Origin of the sequence: Robinsoniella peoriensis (assembly GCF_000797495.1) — a bacterium.
GTDB lineage: Bacteria > Bacillota > Clostridia > Lachnospirales > Lachnospiraceae > Robinsoniella > Robinsoniella peoriensis.
Genome location: NZ_JTGN01000006.1, coordinates 249399 through 272609 on the forward strand (window position 1 = coordinate 249399; position 23211 = coordinate 272609).

A 23211-nucleotide genomic window follows, 5' to 3' on the forward strand; every position below is an offset into this window, starting at 1 on the left:
ACTAGCACAGTCTGGGTTGTGCTCCTCTGCTATACTGCAAAAATTCAGCCCTTTACAGCTCCTACTGTCATTCCTTTAATAAAATACTTCTGCAGGCAGATAAACAATATCGCTATGGGCAGAACCGATATGACAATCGCCGCCATAGCCGTGGTATAATCACTGGACTGTGCAGAAAACAGGGACTGGATTGCAACTGTCAGCGTTTTTAACTGTTTCTTGCTCACATAGAGGCTTGCCAGCAGATAATCATTCCAGATCTGGAATGACTGCATGATTACCAGTGTAGCCATAGCAGGTTTCAACAGCGGCAGAACGATTTTATAATAAGTTTTAAATACGGAGCAGCCGTCAATACGAGCGGATTCTTCCAGCTCAACCGGCACAGTTGACATGAAACTGTTCATCAGGAAGACACCAAACGATACTCCTGTGGCTATATACATAAAGATAATTCCGATTCTGGTATTTGTCAAATGCATATTGAAACCTATAATGTAGATTGGTAAAAATAATGCCTGGTAAGGAATCAAAATTCCTATTATAAAATAGATATAGCAGAATTTGAAAAATTTGTGATTGCATCTGGCAATTGCCCAGGCAGTTGTTCCGCAAAGCAGTGCCAGTATTAATACGCTGATTGCTGTATATAGAAACGTATTGCCAAAAGTTGTTACCAGATTCAGCTTTTTAAACGCCTGTACATAGTTATCCAGGCTGAAATTTTCGGGCAGTGCAATGGGGCTGCTCAGATAGAGCTCTTTTTTTGTTTTAAAGGAATAATTCAAAATCATGAATATCGGTGCCATAAAGACAATTGCACACAGACTCATTACGATTTGAATGATGAAGGTGCTTTTTGTATATGGCTGGGAAGGTGTATCATCTTTTTCTTTTTTTCTTCCTAACATTATGCCTGCACCTCCTTTTTCTTTAATCCTTTAACCTGTATCAGCGCTACCAGAAATAATACCAGGACAAGCGTTACTGACATTGCCGAACCATAACCATACTGCCGCCCGTTAATTGCCGTAGTATAAGTCTGATAAATAATGGATGTGGATGCCCTTCCCGGACCACCCTTTGTAGATGAAACCAACAAATCATACACTTTTAAGGAACCTGTTGTGATACCTACCACGCAGATTGTGATTGCAGGTGCAAGCATCGGAATCGTAACATTAAAAAATCTTTTCACCGCTCCGGCTCCATCCACTTTGGCTGCTTCATAAAGTTCTGACGGAATTGACTGCAGTCCAGCCAGATAAATCAGCATCCAGTAACCGATCCACTGCCAGTTATTCGCTATCAATAATCCTGACAATACTGTTTTCCCGTCTCCAAACAACATAAAGTTGATATTGGTTCCAAGTGCATCATTGATTGCCGGCAGTACATTGGAATACATTTTCAGCCATACAAAACCTACGATGACCGCACTGATCAGGCAAGGCACAAAAAATGCGGTACGGTAAATTTTCTGACCTTTAATTCCACTGTCCAGAGCTACTGCAAATAAAAGTGCTACAATATTCTGGATAACGGTATTGCCAATTGTAAATAATATTGTGAACCACCATGCCGACCTGAAATCGGAATCCTGAAACAGGTCAATATAATTTTTTAATCCTACAAATGGCTTCACCGCAGACATACCGTCCCAGCTGGTGAGAGAATACCGAAATGCCATTAACATTGGTATAATTAATCCGATCGTAAAAATAATAAAACCTGGCAGAACCAGTATCAGGTATTGGCGGAACAGTTTTTTATCCATGCTTTTTTTCTTATATTTAGTCATTATTTCCGCTTCCTTTCATTGAAAAGTGTATAAGACAGCGGGGGAAAATTCCTTTTCCCCCCGAAGCCTGCTATAAAGTGTGCTCCATCCGGACAGTGCTGTCACTATTGTTAATGTCCGGAAGGAATTAGTTTGCTGAGCTGGCATCTACCCTTGCATCAGACGCTTTCAGGCATTCTTCAAAAGTCTCATCTCCCTGAAGCCATGCTGCGATATCTTTTGCATTCTCTTCCTGGAATCCGCCCCATACCAGCTGGTTATTTCCAAGAGTTACGTCTACGATCATACCATCAGCTGCATATTGATCAATATCTTCCTGGCTGGGATTTGTAAAGGTTGGTGATACATCTTTTAACATGGATGCTGTCTTGGTATAGTCATAGATTTCTACTGCGAGATCCTGGTCAGATGTAAGTACATCCAGTACACAGTTGATCGCATTTTGATTTTCGCTCTTTGCACTTGTCATAACTGTGATATTTGGTTCGAATATTAATTTGGAATCTCCGGTCTGATTGGGGAACGGGAAAATGCCAAAGTCAAAGTTCTCATCAATGTCCAGGAAATTCTGAATGGACCAGGATCCGGAAACTTTCATTGCCGCTTCGCCTAATACCATTTTTGCGTCACAATCTGTCTGTTCCATGGAGAATGTATTTTCAAATGTATTGTCAAAGATTAATTTGTTATTCTGATAAGCCGCCTGCATTTCTGTGCTGTCGCTGAAGGATACTTCTCCTGCCCTGAATTTATTTCCCCATTCAGGATCTTTGTTAAATACATCATTCATGGCAAACTGCATGGTTACATTTCCGATAGACCAGGTATCCACCATATGGCTTGCAAATGGGGTAATGTTTTTCGCTTTACAGTCATCAATTATTTTCTGCAGGTCGTCCATTGTCTTAGGAACTTCCCATCCGTTGTCTTTGAACATAGTCTTGTTATAATAAACGCCCTGGTAAAGAGCATTGTAAACCATACCATAAGTCTTGCCATCAATCGTTACATTTTCTCTGGCTGCATCCAGCCCTCTGTCCAGGTATGTACTGTCGATTTCTCCCAACACGCCCTGGGGTGCATAAGTGGCTACATCCTGAGCCTTTCCGATCATGATATCCGGCAGCCCTGACTGCATGTACTGCTGCATTTTAGGCTGAAAATCATTTCCCCAGTCTACACATTCCCATTCCAGTTTAACATTTGGGTATTTCTCAGCTAATGCTGCATCAATCATATCTTCAATACCTGCATCCGTGGTTGACTGTCCTGCCAATACGGAAAGGGTTACTTCTTCCTCCGGATTAACAGCTGCTGCACTGCCCTCTGCTTTTGCCTGGGTTTCTGCCGCATCTGTCTGTGCTTCTGTCTTCGCTTCCGTCACGGCATCTGTCTTTGCTTCTGTTTTCGCTTCTGTTTTTGCTTCTGTCTGCCCCTCTGTTTTCGCCTCGCTTTTAGCTTCTGTTTCCTTTGCTCCTCCACCGCAGCCTGCCAGCATGGAAGCTGTCATAGATGTAATTAACATAAAACTGATCACTGTTTTCTTCTTCATTTTTTATTCCTCCTTAGGACTTGTCTTTGTTATGTCTAAATTATATCTTTTTCAATTAGGTGGGAGGTAGGACAAAACGGAAAAAATAAGTTGTACAATTTTGAAAATTAAAAATCTTTTTGTTTTATGTGTTACAAAAAACCGGGAGCCAGTTCATGTATCACCATGAACCGGCTCCCGGTTATGCACATCTTATTTCAATTTGATACTTTTAACAGCCGACCAGCTGCCATTGACTTTTTTCCCTTTTACGGTACGGTATCCCCGCACTTTTACGTAATAGGTTTTTCCTTTTTTAAGATTCTTTATGGTATATCCGGTACTGCTCTTTTTCACCTTAACCGTTTGATATCCGGAGCTTTTTTTGGTGGAATAAGCGATCTGGTATCCGGAGGCACCACTCACCTTTTTCCAGGACAAGCGCAGTCTGGTGGATGATGATTTTTTCAGAGTTACAACAGGTGCCGCTACTTTTGTCTTCACACTTACTATGTTGGAATAATCGGAGTACTTTGTCTGACCCTCCGCCTTTTTGTATGCTTTAACTTTATAGTAATAGGTGCGGTTAAACACACGCCTGGTGTCTTTATATGTTATGACAGAGCCTTTCGTGATGGTTTTTACCTTGTTGTATTTTCCTTTTTTCGTTGTGGAGCGGTAAATGACATAGCCATCCGCATCACTGACTTTATTCCATTTTACCTGAATACTATTATAACCAGCCGATGACGCTTTTACCTTTGGTGCCTGAACTGCTTTATCCGGTGAAGGTTCCGGTTGCGTAGTTTTCTCCTGAATATACAGATCTACATTTGCAGTATATCCCTGATAGCCTATGGTAAGGGTTATTTTACCGCCTTTACCTGAATCAAATCCCGCTATCGTATAATCGGATACCGTTTTGGTGGTTCCGTCACTGTAAAGCGCAGTCACCCACAGAGAGGATTTATCAAATGCTTCCCCGGTCATATAGACTGCCTTATTTACCCATGCAGTAATATTCCTTAATACAGGATCCGGTACCGGTGCTACCGATACTTCTACCGTAAAGACTGCGGATTTACCCATATAAGAAACCGTGATTTCTTTTGTTCCCGCGGTATCAAAATCATACCCGCTTAAGGTATACGCATCATCTGCCAGCACTTTTTTATTTCCTTTTGTATCCTCAACTGTAACAACAAGTCCGAACGGATCAAAACCGTCTCCTACATAATAAGACATCCGGTCCGGCGTCTTCGTAATTTCAATACGGGCGATTGCGTTCAGCTTATCTGCTGCATTTTCCAGGCGGCTTTGAACTGCTTCCACACTCTCCTGGCGTACCTGGTCTTTATTCAGAATAAAGGCTGCATTTTCCATAGAGATCAGGAACTCGTTCCAGTCCTCATCAGATGTAATTCCCTGTCCGGTCTTCTCTTCATAATGCTCATATTTCTTAAATAAACTATCCAATTCATCTTTATGGACTGCTTTTTCCAGTTTTTCTACTGCTAATTCCAGATCGTAGAGTGCATTATTCACATCAGCCATGGTAATGCTATCGGAACCAATGATCCCTTCGGCATATTCATAGGCACTGGCAAACGCTGTCCAGGTATCCTGATCATAGTCTTCTTCCTTCAGATCATAATATTTGTCAACTGCTGCCTGTAATTCGTTGGTATCCGCCTGGTTCATGATATTGATGTAGCTGATCACAGGTCCCCAAACGGCATTCGCTGCACAGGAAGTCTGTATTACCAGCTGACCGTACTCATCTGGTGTGGCCTTTGCTTTAATGATATATGGATTGTTGGAATCATTAGAAGCCTTAAAACCGTCTTCAATTACTTCGTTATTAAATGTTAGCTTCATTGTTCTGGGGTTCCCTGCATTTGTCCAGTTAGCCGGCACATAATATCCCACTTCCACATCATAAGTGGTTCCTGCATCCAGGTCAAACTGATATTCAACTCCTATATCGTCCACACTCTGATCCTTCGCATAGCGGAATGATTTGGATTTGGGTGATGCATCGGTAGCACCATCATTTTCACATGGCCATGTCTTCTCACCGGTTAAGAGATTCGGATACCGGTCATTATACACATAATTATCTACCACGCCCCATTTGTATCCGGTTGCGGGATCTTCCCCATAGAACTGGTCTGTTACCGTATTTCTGGAACCAAAGCTGTCTCCCGAACTTACCGTAGATGGGTCAACATCTCCTGCGTTTACTGCATATACATATTCCAGCTGTTTCTTCTGGGTTTTATATTCTTTAACTTCATAATATGCTTCTACGTCCATATCTTTTTGCACATCGGTGATGCGGACAATTCCTCCGTCTGCCGTCAGCTGATCCATGATACTTTTTCCACCGGCAAAAGCCTCCGTTAGAGTACAGCCCTGATTAGCTGTAAAGGTCAGTATTACGTCTTCTCCTTTTTGTACATTGGTTCTGTCTGCGTTTACCTGGCCTCCGTCTGTAGACTTTGTGGTGACTTTACAGGTAGTATTTTCTTCCACTGCAGTTTCACCTGTGGTTTTATAAATTTCAAACTTATCAAAATTGGGGGTGTAATTTGTCAATACGCCATAATCAATGTTCTCCGGACGGTGTTCCCATTTTCCTTCTTTCAGTACTCCATTTGTAACGACCTTGGAATTGTCATTGAAAATACGAATTGTATTATCTCCGGCTTTCAGGTTTACATCTACTACCTGTGCACGGAATGTTTCATCGCTGTAAGTATTTCTGAATACATATTTTACTGCTTCACCGCCGTTTACAGAGAAGGATGCATAGCGTTCCGTCATCTGTGCATTATAGTCATGCTTTCCAAACAGCTCACCGCTGGATTGATAAACCGCCATTTTATAAGCGCCGTCTTCGGGCACATTTACGTGAAGTACCAGACTGTTCTGATCTGCAGCTTCTCCCAGGTCTTTCACACTTCCCAAACCAAGGATGGTAAAGTCGGGATCATCTTCCGGAATTAATTCTACGCTGTTTGCAGCCTTTATACCGCTTACATAACCGCCTTCTGATGCAAATGCCTGTACATTCCGGCTGTTTCCTACTGCTGCCGCTCCTGTCAGTTCTCCAGATTCTGCCTCTACCACGGATACTGGCTGGCTGTCTCCGGCAAGTCTTACATTTACATAATCCAGATTTACGCTGCCGTCAGCATCAATATCCAGGATGTTAATTCCTTTTTGCAGGAATACGGTCTGATATGCTTTCATCCAGTTATCACCGGTTGCCACAAGTGCAATGGATGCACGGAGATTGTCCAGGTTCACTGCATCATTATCAATATAAATATTGGCTGTCCCATCCTGTTCTGCCGAATAGTTCAGGGCAATTGTATACATTCCGTTTTCCGGTACGACTACGTTAAAGCGGACACCACCGCCCTCTGTAACTTTGCGGTCTCCAAGTCCGGTTATATAGCCTCTTGCACCTTCCTTTACGGTTGTAAGGGTTGTCTGCTCACCCTTCAGCTCATTAAATTCTCCCAGTTCCGCTTCATATGTTGTATTATACTGGGTATCTTCTTCCTCTGTTCCCTTGTAAGTCAGGTAAACACAGTCCGGAGTCGCCTTACCCTGGCTGTCGGAACCTGCAATTTTCAGTGTATGGTTCCCGGCTGTCAGTTTCAGATAAGTGCTGTACATACCTCCCATTGACCAATGCAGGGTATTGGGAAGCTCCATTTGTATCGTCTCATTACCATCAACGGTCAGAGTCTGAATCGCCGTATATGGCGTGTTCTTGTCCGGATCTCCGGTATTCACACCGGTTGCCGCAGAATAAACCATATCGTATTTATAGTAACCGTCTTTTGGAACAGATACATTTAAAGTTACACTGTCATTTGCGGTGTCTACGTAATCCACTTTTTTTCTGTTGGAGCACGCATAGAACTGATCCGCACTTCCAATTTTGGCATTTCCGCCCAGAATACCATCTTCTGCCTCATACAGTGCTTTCCAGGTGCTGCTAAGTAGCCCGGCTGCCTCATCATCACTTGCCTGAGTCACCGTTACACGGTATCCGCTCATAGAATTCATGTCGCTCATGGGAATTGTTACGGTTCCGTTCTCTACCGTCGCAGCGCCTTCTTTTACCGTACGCGGCTCATCTGCAACACCATGAAAACCGGTGTAATCCGTAGCTTCTACCTTTACATGGACTTTTGACGCCTCACCAAAAGTCTGTGTACTGTCTAAGTTGTCCAGCACAATATTTGCATTTCCGCTTTTTCCGCCAAAAATAACATTTGCGCTTTTTTTGTTCTCATCAATGGATGCCGCACCATAAAAATCAGATTTTTCTGCGTTGGATGTCTGGACATTCAAATAACTGCCGGACATATCCCCATACCATTTGAACAGCCACCATGCGCCGCTGCCCTCGTTGTTATCTGCGGCAAGGCCATTTAAGTTATTGGAAAAGTGCCAGAACGGAAGGCATCCGGCAACATCATAATCCTCGAACAAGCCTATCCAGCGAACCAGATTGCCGGGTGAGGCGCATTCATAACGGTCTGCATACTCATTAATTACAATTTCCCTCGGGGTAATATCCACCCCGTATTTCTCCTGGTTTTCTTCTGTAAGGTACTTCGCCTCAAGACTGCGGTAATGATTGTACTCATTGCCAAAGTTGTTAAACTGCCAGGTGGATAAGTCGTGCCAGGAGATAATCTGCGGCATACAGCTATGTTCTACGCAAAACTTAATGTATTGCTCCATAACTGAATTATTGTAGCCAGCCAGGTTAAGCCCTGCTGTCTTTGGTTCTGTCTCTATGCCGTTTTCCCGGTATACTTCTCTGAGGGCGTTAACCATGTCATTCCAGAACCAGAACATACTATTCCAGCCTGTTACCTTATTTCCTTTGTCATCATGATATTCGCCTACCCAGTTTTCACTGGGTTCATTATATAATACATAGACTGCTTCATCCTGGATACCCTGATCGATACAAGCCTGAGCCTGCATTTTCAGAATCTCCAGATAGTACTCTGTACCGGTAAACTCATAGAACCAAAGGGCATAATAATCCGGTACATAGATCTGAATATGCTTGCCGCCTGAATCCAGAAATGTCTTCGCCGTATCCAGAACATCACCGTTGGGATGCTGCATGCCATTGGGCGCTTTCTGCACAGCCGTGTTCGGTTTTAACGGTGTAATCATATTGGATGTTGGAACCTGGTCATCTCCCTGTCCGTAAAGCCATCCGGTAGCCCCATGCTTCAGTGCCCGTCCTTGCGAGGACATATCCACCGTTAAAACAGGACTGTTTTCATTACCTGCAGCCTGCGCCGTCAAAGACGCCGCCGGAACTCCTGATGTCACAACCATAGCTGCTGCCAAAACTGCCGACAATAGTTTCTTAACTGCTTTCTTCTTCATTTTCTTCCTCCTTGCAATTTGATAGCTTTATTTTAACAGCATTGCAAAATGTTCTTGTAGGACAAAATTGAAAAACGGACTTGTACTTTCTTGTGAATATTTGGAAAATTCGGTGGAACACTAAGGTGTATTGACTCACTTAAAGAACAGTCTTATATAAAACAGGAGGTGATCCCATGACAGATAATGAATTACTGCAGGCAATCACAAGCATCATACAGCCAATGAAAGATAATATTGAAAATATAAAGGAACAGCTGGCATCAATGGAAAAAACCGATGATGAATTACAGGAGAATCTGAGCAGGGTGGAGAAAAATATCTTAGAATCGCAGCAAAAAATAAATGAATTTGCCCGGCAGAATTAGAATCTGTTTGGATTTCCGCGGTTTGAAGTTTATTTATTGATATTGTTTGTATGTATGTATATAATTAGAGATGATGAGAATAAGAAGGCGGTTTACGCATTTGCAGCTTAACCCGCTGATGCTTAAAATCCGGTGGTATTACCTTCTGTTAGCTCCACATTGGTTTACTCTATTGGTAACAATAGCATTATGAACGGTTTGCGCGGGGTTAGCGGCAGCGTTAAAAATAAATATGGATTTAACCGGATAATTTCAGCCTTGAAATCAAAATAATTATCATGCCACTGCTGTCCAGCGGTAACACAAAAACATTTTTGGGGAAGCAGAATTACATTGCCAGAAAAAAATAAATAGCTTAACGACGGTTTTGAAACGATCAAAGCCGCCGTTTTTATTTTTAAGCAAGAACTTGTGTAAACAACTCATTTTAACCCACCCGGAAAAACAGCAAGAATGATTAAAAATAAGCCGTACATTTTTGTTATAATCTTAAATTATTGCAGTTGAAAGGAGGAAAAAGAATGCAGAATAAGAGCATTGAAAAAATTATATCCGCTATTGATTATATCGAATCACACTTGTCAGAAAAAACCGATCTGGATGTGGTTGCTAGCGCGGTCCACTATTCTAAGTACTATTTACACCGCACATTCACTACCAGTGTCGGTCTTACTATTCATGATTACATCCAGCGGAGAAAATTAACAGAAGCAGCCAAATTATTGGTATTTTCTGATAAATCAATATTGGAAATTGCCCTGATTGCCGGATATGAGAGCCAGCAGGCATTTACGAATATTTTCACTGCGATGTACAAGCAGCCTCCTAATAAATACAGGGAAAATGAAAAATTTTACCCGCTGCAATTAAAATTTGAGTTTAAAGGGAGGTATCATATGCTTCACAGTGATAAAAAACCTGCATGGGAAGTTACTTTTGCATCAAAAGAAGATATTCCATGCTGGATGGATTTAGTACGGCTTGTTATTGATGGTTTTCCTCATTTGTATGAAGAAGAATATATTCAGGTACTTAAACAGCGAATAGACACAAAGCAGGCATTGATCTTAAAAGATGGCGGAATTGCAACGGGAATTATGCTTTTTTCTTATCAGAACGGAAGCATTGATTTCATGGGGACCCACCCGCTCTATCGTAATAAGGGTGTTCCCAAGGCTTTTCTGGATAAAGTAATGAGTGAACTGCTAAAAGGGAAAGACATCAGCATTACCACCTACAGAGAAGGTGACAGGGCGGACACCGGACATCGCAGAGAAATTCTGGAGCTGGGTTTTGCAGAGGCGGAGCTGTTGGTAGAATACGGCTATCCCACTCAACGATTTGTATTGCCGGGGGAGGGGAAAAATGTCTAACGATCTGAATAATGAAATTCCTTTTCCGGATGAAATCACCCATCTCGCTGAAATGAACGAAAAACTAAAAGACGCTCTGCAGGAAGCGGAATCGAAAGTAGACCGGCTGGATAAAGACTATATGGAAACCAAACGCTACATGGCAGATTACCGTGGTGAAATTGACCCCCACGAAATGTTTCAGAATGAACTTGCTTTAAAGCAAATAGACCACATTGGAGCATTTGCAGTAGGAGTACGGGATAAAATATACAAACTGAAAGATTCCCCATATTTTGCCCGCATTGATTTTTGCCCGGAAGATGAAGATCATGCAATGAAGCATTATATTGGCCGCTTCACATTCAGCCATGAGAATAAACTCCTTGTTTTCGACTGGCGTGCGCCCATAGCCGGCATGTTTTATGACTATGAGACAGGTCCTGCAGGATTTGATGCCCCCTCCGGAAGGGTAAACGGCAATTTAACCCGCAAACGCCAGTTTAAAATCAAAAATGGGAAGCTGGAGTATGCCCTTGAAAGCTCCGTTAATATTCAGGATGATGTCTTACAACGGGAACTTAGCCACACCTCAGATGAAAAAATGAAATCTATTATTTCCACTATTCAAAAAGATCAAAACCGCATTATCCGAAATGAGAAATCCGGAACATTGATCATCCAGGGTGTTGCCGGGTCAGGAAAAACCTCTATCGCACTGCACCGGATTGCTTTTCTACTCTATCGATTTAAAGACCGGCTGTCCGCCAAAAATATCACGATACTATCCCCTAATAAAGTTTTTGGCGATTATATTTCCAGCGTCCTGCCCGAGCTTGGAGAGGAACCTATTTATGAATCCGGATTTGCTGATATCGCTGAAATTCAGTTAGAAGGAGTGATTGGATTTGAACCTGACCAGGATCCGCTGGAGTCAAAGGATGAATCCTGGAACAAAAGAGTCCGTTTTAAATCAACACTTGAATTTGTACGGCTTATGGACAAGTATATCGGACAGATGCATGACCAGATATTCCAACCCACAGATTATACTTTTGGACCATTTACCGCTAAATCTAATTGGATACATGCACGCTACCATGCCTACGGCAGCTACCCTGTAAAGAAGCGTCTGAGAATGATCGCAGAAGATATCCGTGACCGCTTTGAGACCGATAATATCATGGAACATGATTTACCCAGGATCAACTCCATACTGAAAAGTCTAAATACTATGCTTAAAATTAAAAATACACTTTCACTATACCGGGAATTCTACAGACAGCTAGAAGCTTCGGACATGCTTGTAATGGCGTCCGGCAAGACTCTGGAATGGGCAGATGTATATCCATTTCTATACCTTCACGGGGCATTTGCCGGGTTGCAGGAAAGTAAAAGGATCAAACATCTGGTTATTGATGAAATGCAGGATTACACGCCCATCCAATATGCGGTCATCAATATTTTGTTTAAATGCCAGAAAACAATACTGGGGGACTTTGGCCAGTTTATCAATCCAAACCATGTGCATACATTGGAGGATTTAAAGGCATTATATGAGGATGCCGAACTAATCGAACTAAATAAAAGTTACCGGTCTACATATGAAATTATAACCTTTGCCAAACGCATACAGCATGTGACATCCCTGGAACCTATGGAACGCCACGGTGATGCCCCTGGGCTGATACAATGCAGCAGCAGCTCAAACGAAATCAAACGAATCCAAATGGAAATTGAACAGTTTCTGAAACAGGAAAATGCTTCTCTTGGAATCATAACCAAGACAAATCAGGCAGCAAAAGTTCTCTATGACCAGCTTGCAGCAACTTGCCCTTGCCCTATACATCTGATTAAACCGGAAAGTACTAATTTTATTAACGGGGTATCCATCACCTCTATCCAGATGTCAAAAGGTCTGGAATTTGATGAAGTCATCATTCCTGAGGCAGACAGGAAAACCTATACTACTGCATATGACAGAAACCTGCTTTATATTGCCTGCACGCGGGCGATGCACCGTTTGACGCTGATGTTTGTGGGGGAGATGACTGAATTGATTGGAAAAAGGGATGACTAACGTAAAATTTTATTCGCCTTGATGAAAAATATAAAAAGAGAACACTACTTTGTGTTAAACTGTATTAGGCGACCAAACCAAATACATACAAAAGAAGTGTTCTCTATGATTAACAGTATAATATATTTTGAAGAAAAATGCATCCATAAATTTATAAAATTGGAAAAACCTAAAATGAAATTAATCTATTTTTCACGTCTTACTCTAACTCATAAACACTCCCATAAGATACTTTATATAATAGTGTACTGGTTTTAAAATTTTTATTTTTAGATAAAATTTTATTGACCATCTTATCCTGATTTAATGAGTCACTTACATAAACCTGCATCTTATCAAAACCTGTAATATCTATATTCTCTAGTTTCTTAAGATTCTTTTTTGATATATAAATTATTGATTCATTATAAGATAATTCAAAATAACTTCCCATTAGCTTCCACTGCTTACCATCATAGATGCAAATCATTGGTTCATCTTTGTGTTGTTTTGCGATATCAATTATATTCTCTTCCTCCAGAAATAAATAGGACATCCCTTGTTTATAACTGGAATAAAAAGATAATAAACATATAAGGCTGACTATGGTCAATACTATAGTGTTTGCCCTGCCTCTGAATATGGTTATCATACTACGAAATAAAATGCCTGTAAGTCCGATTATAATAAATGGATAAATACAGAATATATAACGAGGTGTCTGGAATGGAGATATTTTAATAACCAATATTGTATATGCCAAAACAGTGAAAATAACCATCATCACTTTGCCTTTAAAAAAACAAACTACAGTCTTCTTTTTCAAGTCTTTTATATTCATTAAAATTGCTATTACCGCTAATATTATTATAATAAATGCAAAAATTCCAAACTTATTCCCAAAGAAACTATTTTTGAATATCTCCAAATATTTATCAACGCGCTCAAAAAAATCTCCTCCTTTAGCCAGGTTTTCAAATGACTGCTCTCCCCTGTAACCATCACCAAAGATTTGATTAAGCATTGCTGGAAATACTGCTATGGATATTATCCCTGCCGCAGCAAGGGTAAAAATATACCCAACCACATCCTTCCATCTTTTTTTTATCAATAGATTTATTCCAAAATAAAGACAAAGAAAAAACAAAAATATAAGAAAATAGTATTGTGTCAATGTCCCCAGAACTGTAATACACAATAAAGCCACATAAAAAAGTTTATCCAGCTTCTTCTTGTCATAGTATAATAAGAATAGCCACACCACCGCTAATATCCAAATATTTAAAAGGATATACATTCGTAAAAACATGATACTGTTAATGACGGCCGGACATACTGAAAAAAGAACTGTAGACAAAAAAACTGCTTTTTTATCTTTTAAAAATTCTTTTGACACTAAATAAACCAATATTGTCACAACTAGAGAAAAAAATATATTAACTCCTAATCCAATCCATTTTGTAAATACCCCAGGAAGAAAAGAAGAAATTGTGTGTATAAAAAAATAGTACAATGGTGGATGGACATCTTCGGCCTGGTTCCTCCAAACCATCTCATAATCAAATCTGTTATCCTTATTAGTTGTATAATGTTCTGTAAATGGACTGCCGCCAGCATAGATTCTACCATCTTCTATGAAGTCATTGGCGCGTTCCTGACCGTTAGATAATGCATATGTATAAAATTCATCTATGTGAAACCCTACTTTTTGATTCCCAAAATAAATATAAATTAGGCTTTGCAAAATAAGAACCACTAATATGCCTACAATTATTTTACCATGTTTTTTCTTTTCCATCAGATATTTACTCCGTTATTATTTTTTCTATATATCAGTTTTCCTGGAGCGTGTTTTAGAAATCATTGCACCAGTCTGACCTTCCCACCTGATGGGATCAGCCAGGAACAGCATTTTTCTTTACAAACAAAATTGGACGTTCCTTCACTTCCAGATAGGCTTTGGCCATATATTGTCCCAGTATCCCTATACAAAATAATGGATTACCACCAATAAATAATATAATACAGGCCAAAGATGGCCAGCCAGCAACCGGATCGCCTTATAATTTCAACACTATTTTTTAACTCTCACCAAACAATTTTTCTTACAGAATGCTATACCGTATTTAATAATGTCTTCATACCCTTCTTCTATCAGTTCATCGTCATAGTGTTTTACTTCAATCTGATTCAAGGCTTCCTGGCACTTATCTTCCATTTTCCGGGGACTGGCAGTGCACTTTAATTCTATGATGACAGCCTTTTCGTTAAAATCCGGATGACGAATGATAATATCACTGCGTCCATCTCCACTTTCCCTGTTTGATTTCACATAATAATCACTCATTCCGGAAAGGCATCCCAACAGAAATCCATGATAAAAGTTTTCATTATAATCTTCGTAGCTGATGGTATCTCTTAACAACTGTTTTAATTCCTGCTCTACCTCTGCCTCATCTGATCTGAGAATTGCTAAATACAATTTCTGTAAATTTCTGGATTGAATCATTTCCTGAAACCATCCCATTATCTTGTGCCGGAAAATGTAAGCTACTTCTTTATTTGGTATTTTCAATGTTATGAAATGATCTCCGTTATCATCAAATCTTTCACTTACCTTTTTCAGATAACCTGTAAAAAACATAAAATTCCACAGGTTATTGGTACTGTTGTATATCTCATCATAAGTGACATCTTCATGTACGGGCTTCTCTATTTCATCTCCCTGCATTAACATTTCCAGATCGCTCTTTGTCTGGAGATCATTTGCCTTTTCTACCATTGTACGGACTATTGAATTGGAACTGGTTGTTCCCCAGTAGGATATGGGAAAACCGTGTGACCCATAGTAACTGTCCTTTACATAACGCACGATACTCCAGGGATTATAGACTTCTGTGTTTCCAAACAGGTAACCGTCATACCAGTCTTTGATAGTTTCCTTCTTTTCTTCCAAACCATAATACTTTAACATATCATCTATTTCATTTTCTGTAAAGCCAAAATGCTCTGAGTAGTGCACACTTAGGATTGAAATAATTTCCAGATTATTTAAGCCTGTAAAAATGCTTTCTTTTGAGATGCGCAGACAGCCTGTCATTACGGCAAATTCCAGATATTTATTAGTTTTTAACGCCGATTCAAATAAGGATCGAACAAAAGAAACCATTTCATCGTAAAATCCTCTGAAATATGCATTTTCCAAAGGAACATCATATTCATCGATCAGTATGATTACCGGCGTCTGGTAATACTCATACAGACACTTGGATAAAAGCTGTATAGAATCCAGATAAACACCTGTATCACCTTCTGCGTCTAAAATCTTTAGAACACGGTCTTTTTCTGCTTCATATTTTAGTACTTCTTTCCTGTGCCTCTGAAATTCACTTGAAATTGCTCTCTTAATGCTCAAAATAGCATACTCAAAGTTTGCTTGTTTTGCACCCTTTAGTGTAAGATTAATGACGGGATACTTTCCTTGATATTTCATGTATTGTTCCCCGGTCCGGGCAATCTTTAAATCTAAAAAGATTTCTTTATTATTTTCTTCCGAAATTTCGAAGAAATATTGTAACATGCTCATATTCAGGGTTTTACCGAATCTTCTTGGCCTTGTGAATAAGTTTACCTTTCCTTTTAGATCCAGGAGTTCTTTAATCATTATACTTTTATCTACATAATAGAATTTTTTTGTTATCATCTCACAAAAATCCTCTACACCAACCGGTAATTTTTTAAGTTCCAAATACCCACCTCATCTCTATCCAACATATTTATTTGCAATCATTATGACTTTTCTATAAGTGTCATATTCTTCTTAACATATGCTGCACTATATTATTAATTATAAACATTATACCATTCTCTAATCAATCTGAAAAGGGAGACATCTGATTCTAATTTAGCTTCTAATTTATCTTCTAATTTAGCTATCATTTAACCTATAATCTAACCTATTATGTGATAAAATATAATCAATATTTTCAGCTACTAATTCAATACGCACTCTCCTCCCGCTCCCGATCCGCATATGCCAATATTTCATCCAGGGTTTTCTCCCCCTGAAGCCATAAAAGCTGCTGAGCCGCCAGATCATTCTGAAAGGACCAGACAAACTGAGAGTTGCCCAGGCTCACTTCTACGACCTGGCCATCTTTCTCATATCTGTCTATGTCATCCTGAATCCTGCTGCGGCTGGCCGGTTCTACTCCTTTTACGACTGAAGCCGTCTGGGTAAAGTCCAGAATTTCACGTTCCAGTTTTTCGCTTGTCAGCAGGGTGCTGAAGATATCGTTAATCAATTCACTGTGCTTTGTTTTGGAACTTTTCATAAAGGTCATGTTTGTCTCCCTGATGAGCCGGGCATCACCATTTTCATTGGGAAATGGAAAGATTCCCAGCTCCATATTCTCGTTATACTGGCTCGTAAACTGCATGGACCAGGATCCGGTCAGATACATTGCAGCCTGTCCTTCCGTAAATCGGCTGTCACTTTCAAACTGATCAATCAATAGTGCGTCCTGCCAGCTGGCATCCAGTATCATTTTGTTATAAGACAGACAGCGTCTTATTACCGGGCTGTCTGCAAAGTTAACCCCACCCTGCCTGAATCGGTCTCCCCATTCAGGTGTGCTGCTGAATATTTCATTCATAAAGAACTGCATGGTCATATTTCCCACTTTCCAGCTCTCCCTGAAATGGCTGGCAAAGGGTGTTACACCATTTTCTTTTAGAACTTTTATAATATCATTCAGCTCTTTCTGTGTTTCCGGCACTTTCAGATTATATTTTCTGAATATCTCTTTGTTATAAATGACTCCCTGATACCAGGCATTATATGGCATTCCATACACGGCACCGTCTACCGTCACTGCTTTTAACGCTTCTGCTCTGATTCTGTCTGTATAATCTTCCGGCAGAACAGACAGATTCCCGGTGTGGGCATATGCCTGAACATCCTGCGCTTTTCCAATCATAATATCGGGAATGTCTCCTGCCGCAAACCTGCCCTGCATTTGGGAATTGAATTTTTCTCCCCAATCCACGCACTCCCACTGGAGTTTTACATTTGGATATTCCTCAGCGATAACTTCATCAATCATATCTTCTATACCTGCATCGGAAGTCGATTGTCCCGCCAGAACCGTCAGCAAAATCCCGTCTTCGTCCTGATGGTACACCGGCACTTCCTTCTGCCCGCATCCTGTAAGAAACAAAAGGACAGCTATGCACATCAGGATTATTTTTTGGCATGTTTTAAAATTGCTTTCCGTTGGCTGTACATCACAGTTTGCGGGAGATTTTGCCCGCATGAAGGGGGCGCTGCGGGCTGGTTTTTTGTAAACGTGATATTCTCTCATACTTCCCTCTGTCCGGTAATACCCGTTCTGTAGTCTCTCGGACTTTTCCCCTCCACTTTCCGGAATACACGGCTAAAATAAGTGTAATCATCGTACCCAACCATAAAGGCGATTTCGGTAAGGCTTACCTCTTTATTAGCCATAAATTCTTTTGCCTTTTCAACTCTTAAACGAGTGATATAGACCATTAAATTTTCCCCTGTTTCCTGCCGGAACATCTTGGAAAAATAGGAACTTTCCACATTGAACTGCTGAGCAAGAGAGGACAGGCTCAGTTCTTCAAAGTAGTTGCTGTCTATAAACTGTACTGCCTGTTTTACTACACTTCGTATAGAGTCTGTTGCAGCTTCTCCCTGATTGGTGACGGCAAACTCTATAATGTCGCAAAGCACTTCACACAGCACATCCGCATCCAGAAGTTCGATGATCTTATCTGCCACATCTGCCATATTTTCCATATCCATTAATTTTTTCGGATTCCCCTGCTCTGCGGTATAATCGGTAAAAATATTAAGGATTTTCTTGACTGTCTGCTTTACCTCCAGATACTCCCACTTTTCTTCCTGACATCTTCGCAGTCCAATAGTATCAAAGATCAATTGTTTTAACGCTGATTTATTTCCCCTTTGCAAGAGGCTCTTAATCTGTTTTTCATACTCACTGCTCAACTGGTTATGAACCTTTTTCTGGTTTTCCGTGCCCCTGCCGGCAATGAGAATCTCATTTCGATTTTCGTAAATTCTGGTCATAAACAGCGCCACGGTCTGAATATATGCCATATGTATGCTGTCCATGGTATAGCTGTGCTCACTGATACAGGCTGTTACCGGAGAATTCGCTGCCGGTGCAAGATATATGATAAGTTTTTCAGCCGCCTTCTTCAATTCTTCATTTTCGATTTCAGAAACTACAATAAACTCGTTGGATCGGAAAATATGATTAAATACCATAGAGCTCTCTTTTGAAACAATATTTTTGATTTCCTTTTTCACATGATAAGAAAGCTTATTCATATCATATTGATGCTTCTTCATAAGCTCATTCAAGTTATGTATTTTAATCAGCATCAGGCTTGCGCCTGCAAAATTAATTTCACTGTTCATAGTAATGGTTGGTGTAAACGGCGTATCTTCCCGTTCCACCAAAAGGCTGAATTCACGGTCCTGTATCAGCGATGCTGCTTTTAGCAGCTTCATTTGCCGTTCTTCTTCCTCCTGTTTTGCACACCTGCGGGTGCTGATAATTTCAAGCGCCTTCGACAGCGCATTTACCAGATCGATTTTGGTCACAGGCTTTACCAGATAGTTTATTGCCCCTGACATAAATGTATCCTTTACATATTGAAAATCATCATACCCACTTATGACGAAGGTAATTATATCAGGGTATTTGTCTTTTATAATGGACAGAAGTTCTACTCCATTTATAAAAGGCATGTTTATATCGGTTATCAGTATATCCGGCTCTTCCAGTTGGATTTTATTTAACACATCTTCCCCGTCTACTGCCGGTTCCATAAACTCTAAGGAATATTTCTCCCAACATATCATATTCCTTATTTTCTCCCTTGTCCAATACTCATCATCTGCAATCAGGACTTTATAGGCTGCTGCATCCATGAACTGACCTCCTCCATTTTTACTCTTGGTATTTTCAGATATATTCTGGTTCCTTTTCCCACCTCACTTTCCACATGGATTCCATACTCTCTGCCATACAGCATTTTCATACGGGCATTAATATTATTTAATCCGATGGAGCTTCCTTTTTCCACCAGGTTAATATCGTTTTTCTCCAGAATCTCATTCACTTTTGCGGCATCCATTCCAACTCCGTTGTCCTGCACACTGATCCATAAATTGCCCTCCCGCACCTGGGCGCAGACTATAATCTCCTTGTCTCCCCTGGTGTTGCGCAGTCCATGGTTTAAAGCATTCTCTACTAATGGCTGTATGGAAATTCTGGGAACTGTATCCTGAAGCACTGTTTCATCTATATCAAAGCTATATTTTACATTATCCCGCATCCTTACATTCATAACATAAACATAATTTTTCAGATGCACAATTTCTTTTGCTACCGTAGAAAAGGGATTTTTCATATCCAGGCTGTACCGGAAAATATTAGAAAGGGACTGGCTGAGTCCACTGACTTCGGGACAATTCTGAATCTGTGCGATACTGCTCATGGTGTCCAGCGTATTGTACAGGAAATGTGGATTGATCTGCGCCTGAAGCGCCTTGTATTCTGCCCTGTTTAGCAGCAGCTTCGTCTCATACTCCTGGCTGATCAGTACCTCCATCTGATCCAGCATCTCGTTGAAACTCTGTCCCAGAATCCCTACCTCATCTTTGTTATGTACATCTACCCGCAAATGGGTTTCTCCGCCTTTGATCCGCTCTATGGTCTGCATCAGCTTATCCAGAGGCTTTGTCAGTCCCCGGGATACCAGAATCGTCAATATGGCCGCGGCTATAATCATAATCAATGCAATGAAAATCAGATTCTTTGTAAGCGCCTTCTGATTCTGCACCAGCAGTGACCTGGGCATGAGAGAATAGGCATCCATGTTATACTTCTTCTGAGGAACCTGGAAAAACACCCGTTTCGATGTTGTTAATAATTTTGCTACATCACTGGATGATGTAGTCTGTATCTTGGCGCTGATTTCATTGTAGTATTCCACATCCTTGCCTTCCAGGCTGCCGATACTTACCGCCGGCCTGTCTCCGGATGGCTGAATCCACATAAACATGGTTTTATCCGTACTGTACTTTTCCATGATGGAACGGATAACTTTGCTGTCAATATCGCAGACCGCATATCCGATTACATCATTTAAATTGCTGTTATTATAAATCTTCAAAACCAACCGAATAATATCCGTTTCCCGGTATTGGTTATAATAACTGGATATCAGCATCGTCGTGTCGTCCGACTCCACATACTCTTTCACAACCCCTGCGTTTTGGTTCTCCGCATCCTCATAAATATCCGTCTGATAATTATGCTTGGGCGTAACTGCCCTTCGATAAGTGCTGATAATCTCGTGCTGCGGATTGTATAGATACATTGCCACCACTCCATCTGTAGTGGCAAAATGGCTGGTGCCAAAATTATAAGCCAAACGATAATAATCAGTTCTCAGATTTTCTATTTTCTCTTTATTTTTCAGTCCTTGAATCAAGTCTTTTTCACTGTAAATTTCGATCATATTGCTTTCCATATTTTTTACAAATCCATATATTTCGTTCTGCATGTTCTGCAGCGAAGCAAAACTTTCCTCTTTAGCCTGATTATAGATCAGACCTGATGAAGAATTTTCAAACAGGATGGTCTGTAAAATAAGTGCAAACAAAGTCAATCCCAGGCACAGGATTAATATTTTTACCCTCATCTTAAGATTTAACTCCAATCTTTTTTTCCTTTTTTCTTTGTCATGGTCTTTCATATTTAAATGGTACCTGTCCTTTGCACTGTTATTTTATACCGATGAATTATCATTTAATAAACTGTCCTGTCAACTGTTACCATATTATCATATATTTATAAATTTGCAAATGTCAAACACCTTGTTTTTGTGTAAAAATACTTTTTGATAAAAAATATCCCTTCAATCTGTGTCATATTTCACAACAGACGAAGGGACATATCTATTCTATTAATCTAAATAATGATTCAAATACTCTGCTCCAGGCCCACCCGCATATTCATAGAAATCTTCTGCAAAAATGCGTCCGCTGAATATCGGATAGGGTAATGGTATGCGCACAATATCTCCTTGAAATACCTGCAGTAACAAAGGATCTGCAATTACAATGTCTGCCTTTTGTCCACACAATTGCCCACACAATTCTTCAGGAGAGGTGAATTGTAACACCTCTTTTGCATATTGGCGGTAAAAGAACTGCATCCCCTGGGTTGGGGCATATGCTGATATTTGCACATTTGTAAATCCTCTTTCCTTTTGAAGATAATATTTAATTCCATAAGACAGCACAGGTTCACCAATGATCACAACATTTCTGCTGTCCCTACTGACTGGACTCTCAGCCTGCTTCATTACCTGTTCCGAATACTGTGTTTTATTTTTGATGGCCCGGATTTTATTTATAAAACTTTCCAGCATCCTTTCACCCACTGGCATTGCATCCACATATGGTATGTTGTATTTATCTTTCATCCACTGTGCCAGTTTCAATCCTTCCGTACTCACAACCCAAGTCAGAAAAGGGAGTGCGGCATTACTTTCTGTTTCCTTGTTACTCCAGATCGTAATACTGCATCCAATGTTGTTTAAACTCTCTATTACAGGATTCAGATGTTCTATTTTACCTGTTCCTAATCTTGAATATCCCAAAATCCAGATGTGGCAGCTGTTCCTTTCATCAGGCGAATGCTTTAAGAGCAGTTTCTGTCCCAGCATAAGCCATGCCTGAGCCATTGCCGGGGGCGCTCCCTCAAATCCGTCGCTTGGCAGATATACACAGGGTCTGCCAGATTTTTCAAGTTCTCCGGTTATGCCTCTTACATCCATTCCAACCGTTTTAATGACCGCACTTCCCAACAGGCATAAAAGTCCCTTACCGGTAAGTTGATGGACAGCTGCATCTATAAGCTGTTTTTCACATCCCAGACAGACGTTGGCATCATGAAATCTGGTGCTTTTCAGGTCATGCATACCGTCTGTTCCATCAGCACTTTCAATACAGCTTTTACATCCTCCGGGTGTAAGCAGTAAAGTCTCACAGTTCCATTCCTGAAGCAGTGACGCAATGCCGGAAAAATCCGGCGCAGGCGGAGGCAGCGGGATATCTGGCTGCTGCTCTGTATGGACTGCCTCCTGATTCTTCTCTATCTCCGCCAGGATCCGTCGTAAGGATTCCGCCGGAGGTTTTCTTCTTTTCACCAGCGGGCCCCGGTACAGTATTTTGACCGGAATGTTATGTGGATTGGATACTTGTTCCAACTCTTTTTGAAAATCCCATAGAGTCAGAACTTCCATACAGGATGCATAGACAATAACACCCCGTATGCCTTCCATTTTCAGCGCCTTCCCGATGCAATTTCTCAGTTTTCTACCCTGCATTCCCATTCCATATTCCCGGGCAGTCACCGGACAGCCAAAAAATTGCTGCAGCTTTCCCAGCTTGCAGGCCCGAAAATATAGTATCCGTACACAGGCTAAAGAGCCTGCTGCTACCAATGCCAGCCCTTTCTCCTTTAAAATCTGATCCGGAATTTTCTGCATATCAGGTGATTCGTCTGTCAGAACAATTTCAATTTCACATTTATTCATCATCC

The 23211-nt window shown here is 40.6% G+C and carries 14 protein-coding genes and 1 pseudogene; 4 read left to right on the plus strand and 11 right to left on the minus strand.

The genetic code is table 11. The features are described from left to right. Positions 1-44: 44 nt before the first annotated feature. From QR40_RS14045 to QR40_RS14060, 4 genes are all read right to left on the minus strand, one after another. Positions 45-911: a carbohydrate ABC transporter permease gene (locus tag QR40_RS14045; RefSeq protein WP_052430854.1), complete on the minus strand. Its 867-nt coding sequence runs from the start codon at positions 909-911 to the stop codon at positions 45-47. Beyond that, positions 911-1777: a carbohydrate ABC transporter permease gene (locus tag QR40_RS14050; protein WP_160295815.1), complete on the minus strand. Its 867-nt coding sequence runs from the start codon at positions 1775-1777 to the stop codon at positions 911-913. The genes QR40_RS14045 and QR40_RS14050 overlap by 1 nt, the downstream gene beginning before the upstream one ends. A gap of 151 nt (positions 1778-1928) precedes the next feature. Then, complete coding sequence (locus tag QR40_RS14055) at positions 1929-3353, minus strand: ABC transporter substrate-binding protein (protein ID WP_044295589.1); 1425 nt, start codon at positions 3351-3353, stop codon at positions 1929-1931. A gap of 192 nt (positions 3354-3545) precedes the next feature. After that, complete coding sequence (locus tag QR40_RS14060) at positions 3546-8765, minus strand: bacterial Ig-like domain-containing protein (protein ID WP_044295591.1); 5220 nt, start codon at positions 8763-8765, stop codon at positions 3546-3548. A 176-nt stretch (positions 8766-8941) separates the two neighbouring features. Between QR40_RS14060 and QR40_RS14065 the strand changes: the two genes are divergently transcribed. The 3 genes from QR40_RS14065 to QR40_RS14075 all read left to right on the plus strand — a co-directional run bounded on the left by QR40_RS14065 (position 8942) and on the right by QR40_RS14075 (position 12565). After that, positions 8942-9133, plus strand: coding sequence for a hypothetical protein (locus QR40_RS14065; RefSeq protein ID WP_044295593.1), 192 nt, complete (start codon positions 8942-8944; stop codon positions 9131-9133). A gap of 521 nt (positions 9134-9654) precedes the next feature. Continuing rightward, entirely contained in the window at positions 9655-10506 is an 852-nt protein-coding gene (locus tag QR40_RS14070; RefSeq protein WP_044295594.1) for a helix-turn-helix domain-containing protein, read from the plus strand. After that, the gene (locus QR40_RS14075) at positions 10499-12565 is read left to right on the plus strand and encodes a HelD family protein (protein WP_044295596.1); all 2067 of its coding nucleotides are present in this window, start codon (positions 10499-10501) and stop codon (positions 12563-12565) included. The genes QR40_RS14070 and QR40_RS14075 overlap by 8 nt, the downstream gene beginning before the upstream one ends. A 199-nt stretch (positions 12566-12764) precedes the next feature. Here the strand turns inward: QR40_RS14075 and QR40_RS14080 are convergent, their stop codons facing one another. From QR40_RS14080 to QR40_RS14090, 4 genes and pseudogenes are all read right to left on the minus strand, one after another. Further along, complete coding sequence (locus QR40_RS14080; protein ID WP_044295598.1) at positions 12765-14342, minus strand: glycosyltransferase family 39 protein; 1578 nt, start codon at positions 14340-14342, stop codon at positions 12765-12767. A 97-nt stretch (positions 14343-14439) separates the two neighbouring features. Next, positions 14440-14604: pseudogene (locus QR40_RS33735) on the minus strand (glycosyltransferase); the annotation flags it as partial. Positions 14605-14618: 14 nt separating this feature from the next. Continuing rightward, entirely contained in the window at positions 14619-16292 is a 1674-nt protein-coding gene (locus QR40_RS14085) for an AAA family ATPase (protein WP_044295600.1), read from the minus strand. A gap of 250 nt (positions 16293-16542) precedes the next feature. After that, positions 16543-17859 (minus strand): ABC transporter substrate-binding protein, encoded by a 1317-nt coding sequence (locus QR40_RS14090; protein ID WP_160295816.1) that lies wholly within the window; start codon positions 17857-17859, stop codon positions 16543-16545. Between QR40_RS14090 and QR40_RS33975 the strand changes: the two genes are divergently transcribed. Further along, positions 17794-17940 carry a DUF6783 domain-containing protein gene (locus QR40_RS33975; RefSeq protein WP_465231367.1) on the plus strand — a complete coding sequence of 49 codons (147 nt, stop codon included), beginning with the start codon at positions 17794-17796 and terminating at the stop codon, positions 17938-17940. The genes QR40_RS14090 and QR40_RS33975 overlap by 66 nt on opposite strands. Here the strand turns inward: QR40_RS33975 and QR40_RS14095 are convergent. The 3 genes from QR40_RS14095 to QR40_RS14105 form a co-directional block, all read right to left on the minus strand. Then, a complete protein-coding gene (locus tag QR40_RS14095) occupies positions 17904-19526 on the minus strand; it encodes a response regulator transcription factor (RefSeq protein WP_044295604.1) in 1623 nt (540 codons plus the stop codon). The two genes, QR40_RS33975 and QR40_RS14095, sit on opposite strands and share 37 nt — an antisense overlap. Next, positions 19499-21304, minus strand: coding sequence for a cache domain-containing sensor histidine kinase (locus QR40_RS14100; RefSeq protein ID WP_044295823.1), 1806 nt, complete (start codon positions 21302-21304; stop codon positions 19499-19501). Before QR40_RS14100 ends, QR40_RS14095 begins: the two co-directional genes overlap by 28 nt. A 264-nt stretch (positions 21305-21568) precedes the next feature. Then, positions 21569-23209, minus strand: a complete 1641-nt coding sequence (locus QR40_RS14105; RefSeq protein ID WP_081998910.1) for a nitrogenase component 1 — start codon at positions 23207-23209, stop codon at positions 21569-21571. Positions 23210-23211: the final 2 nt, after the last annotated feature.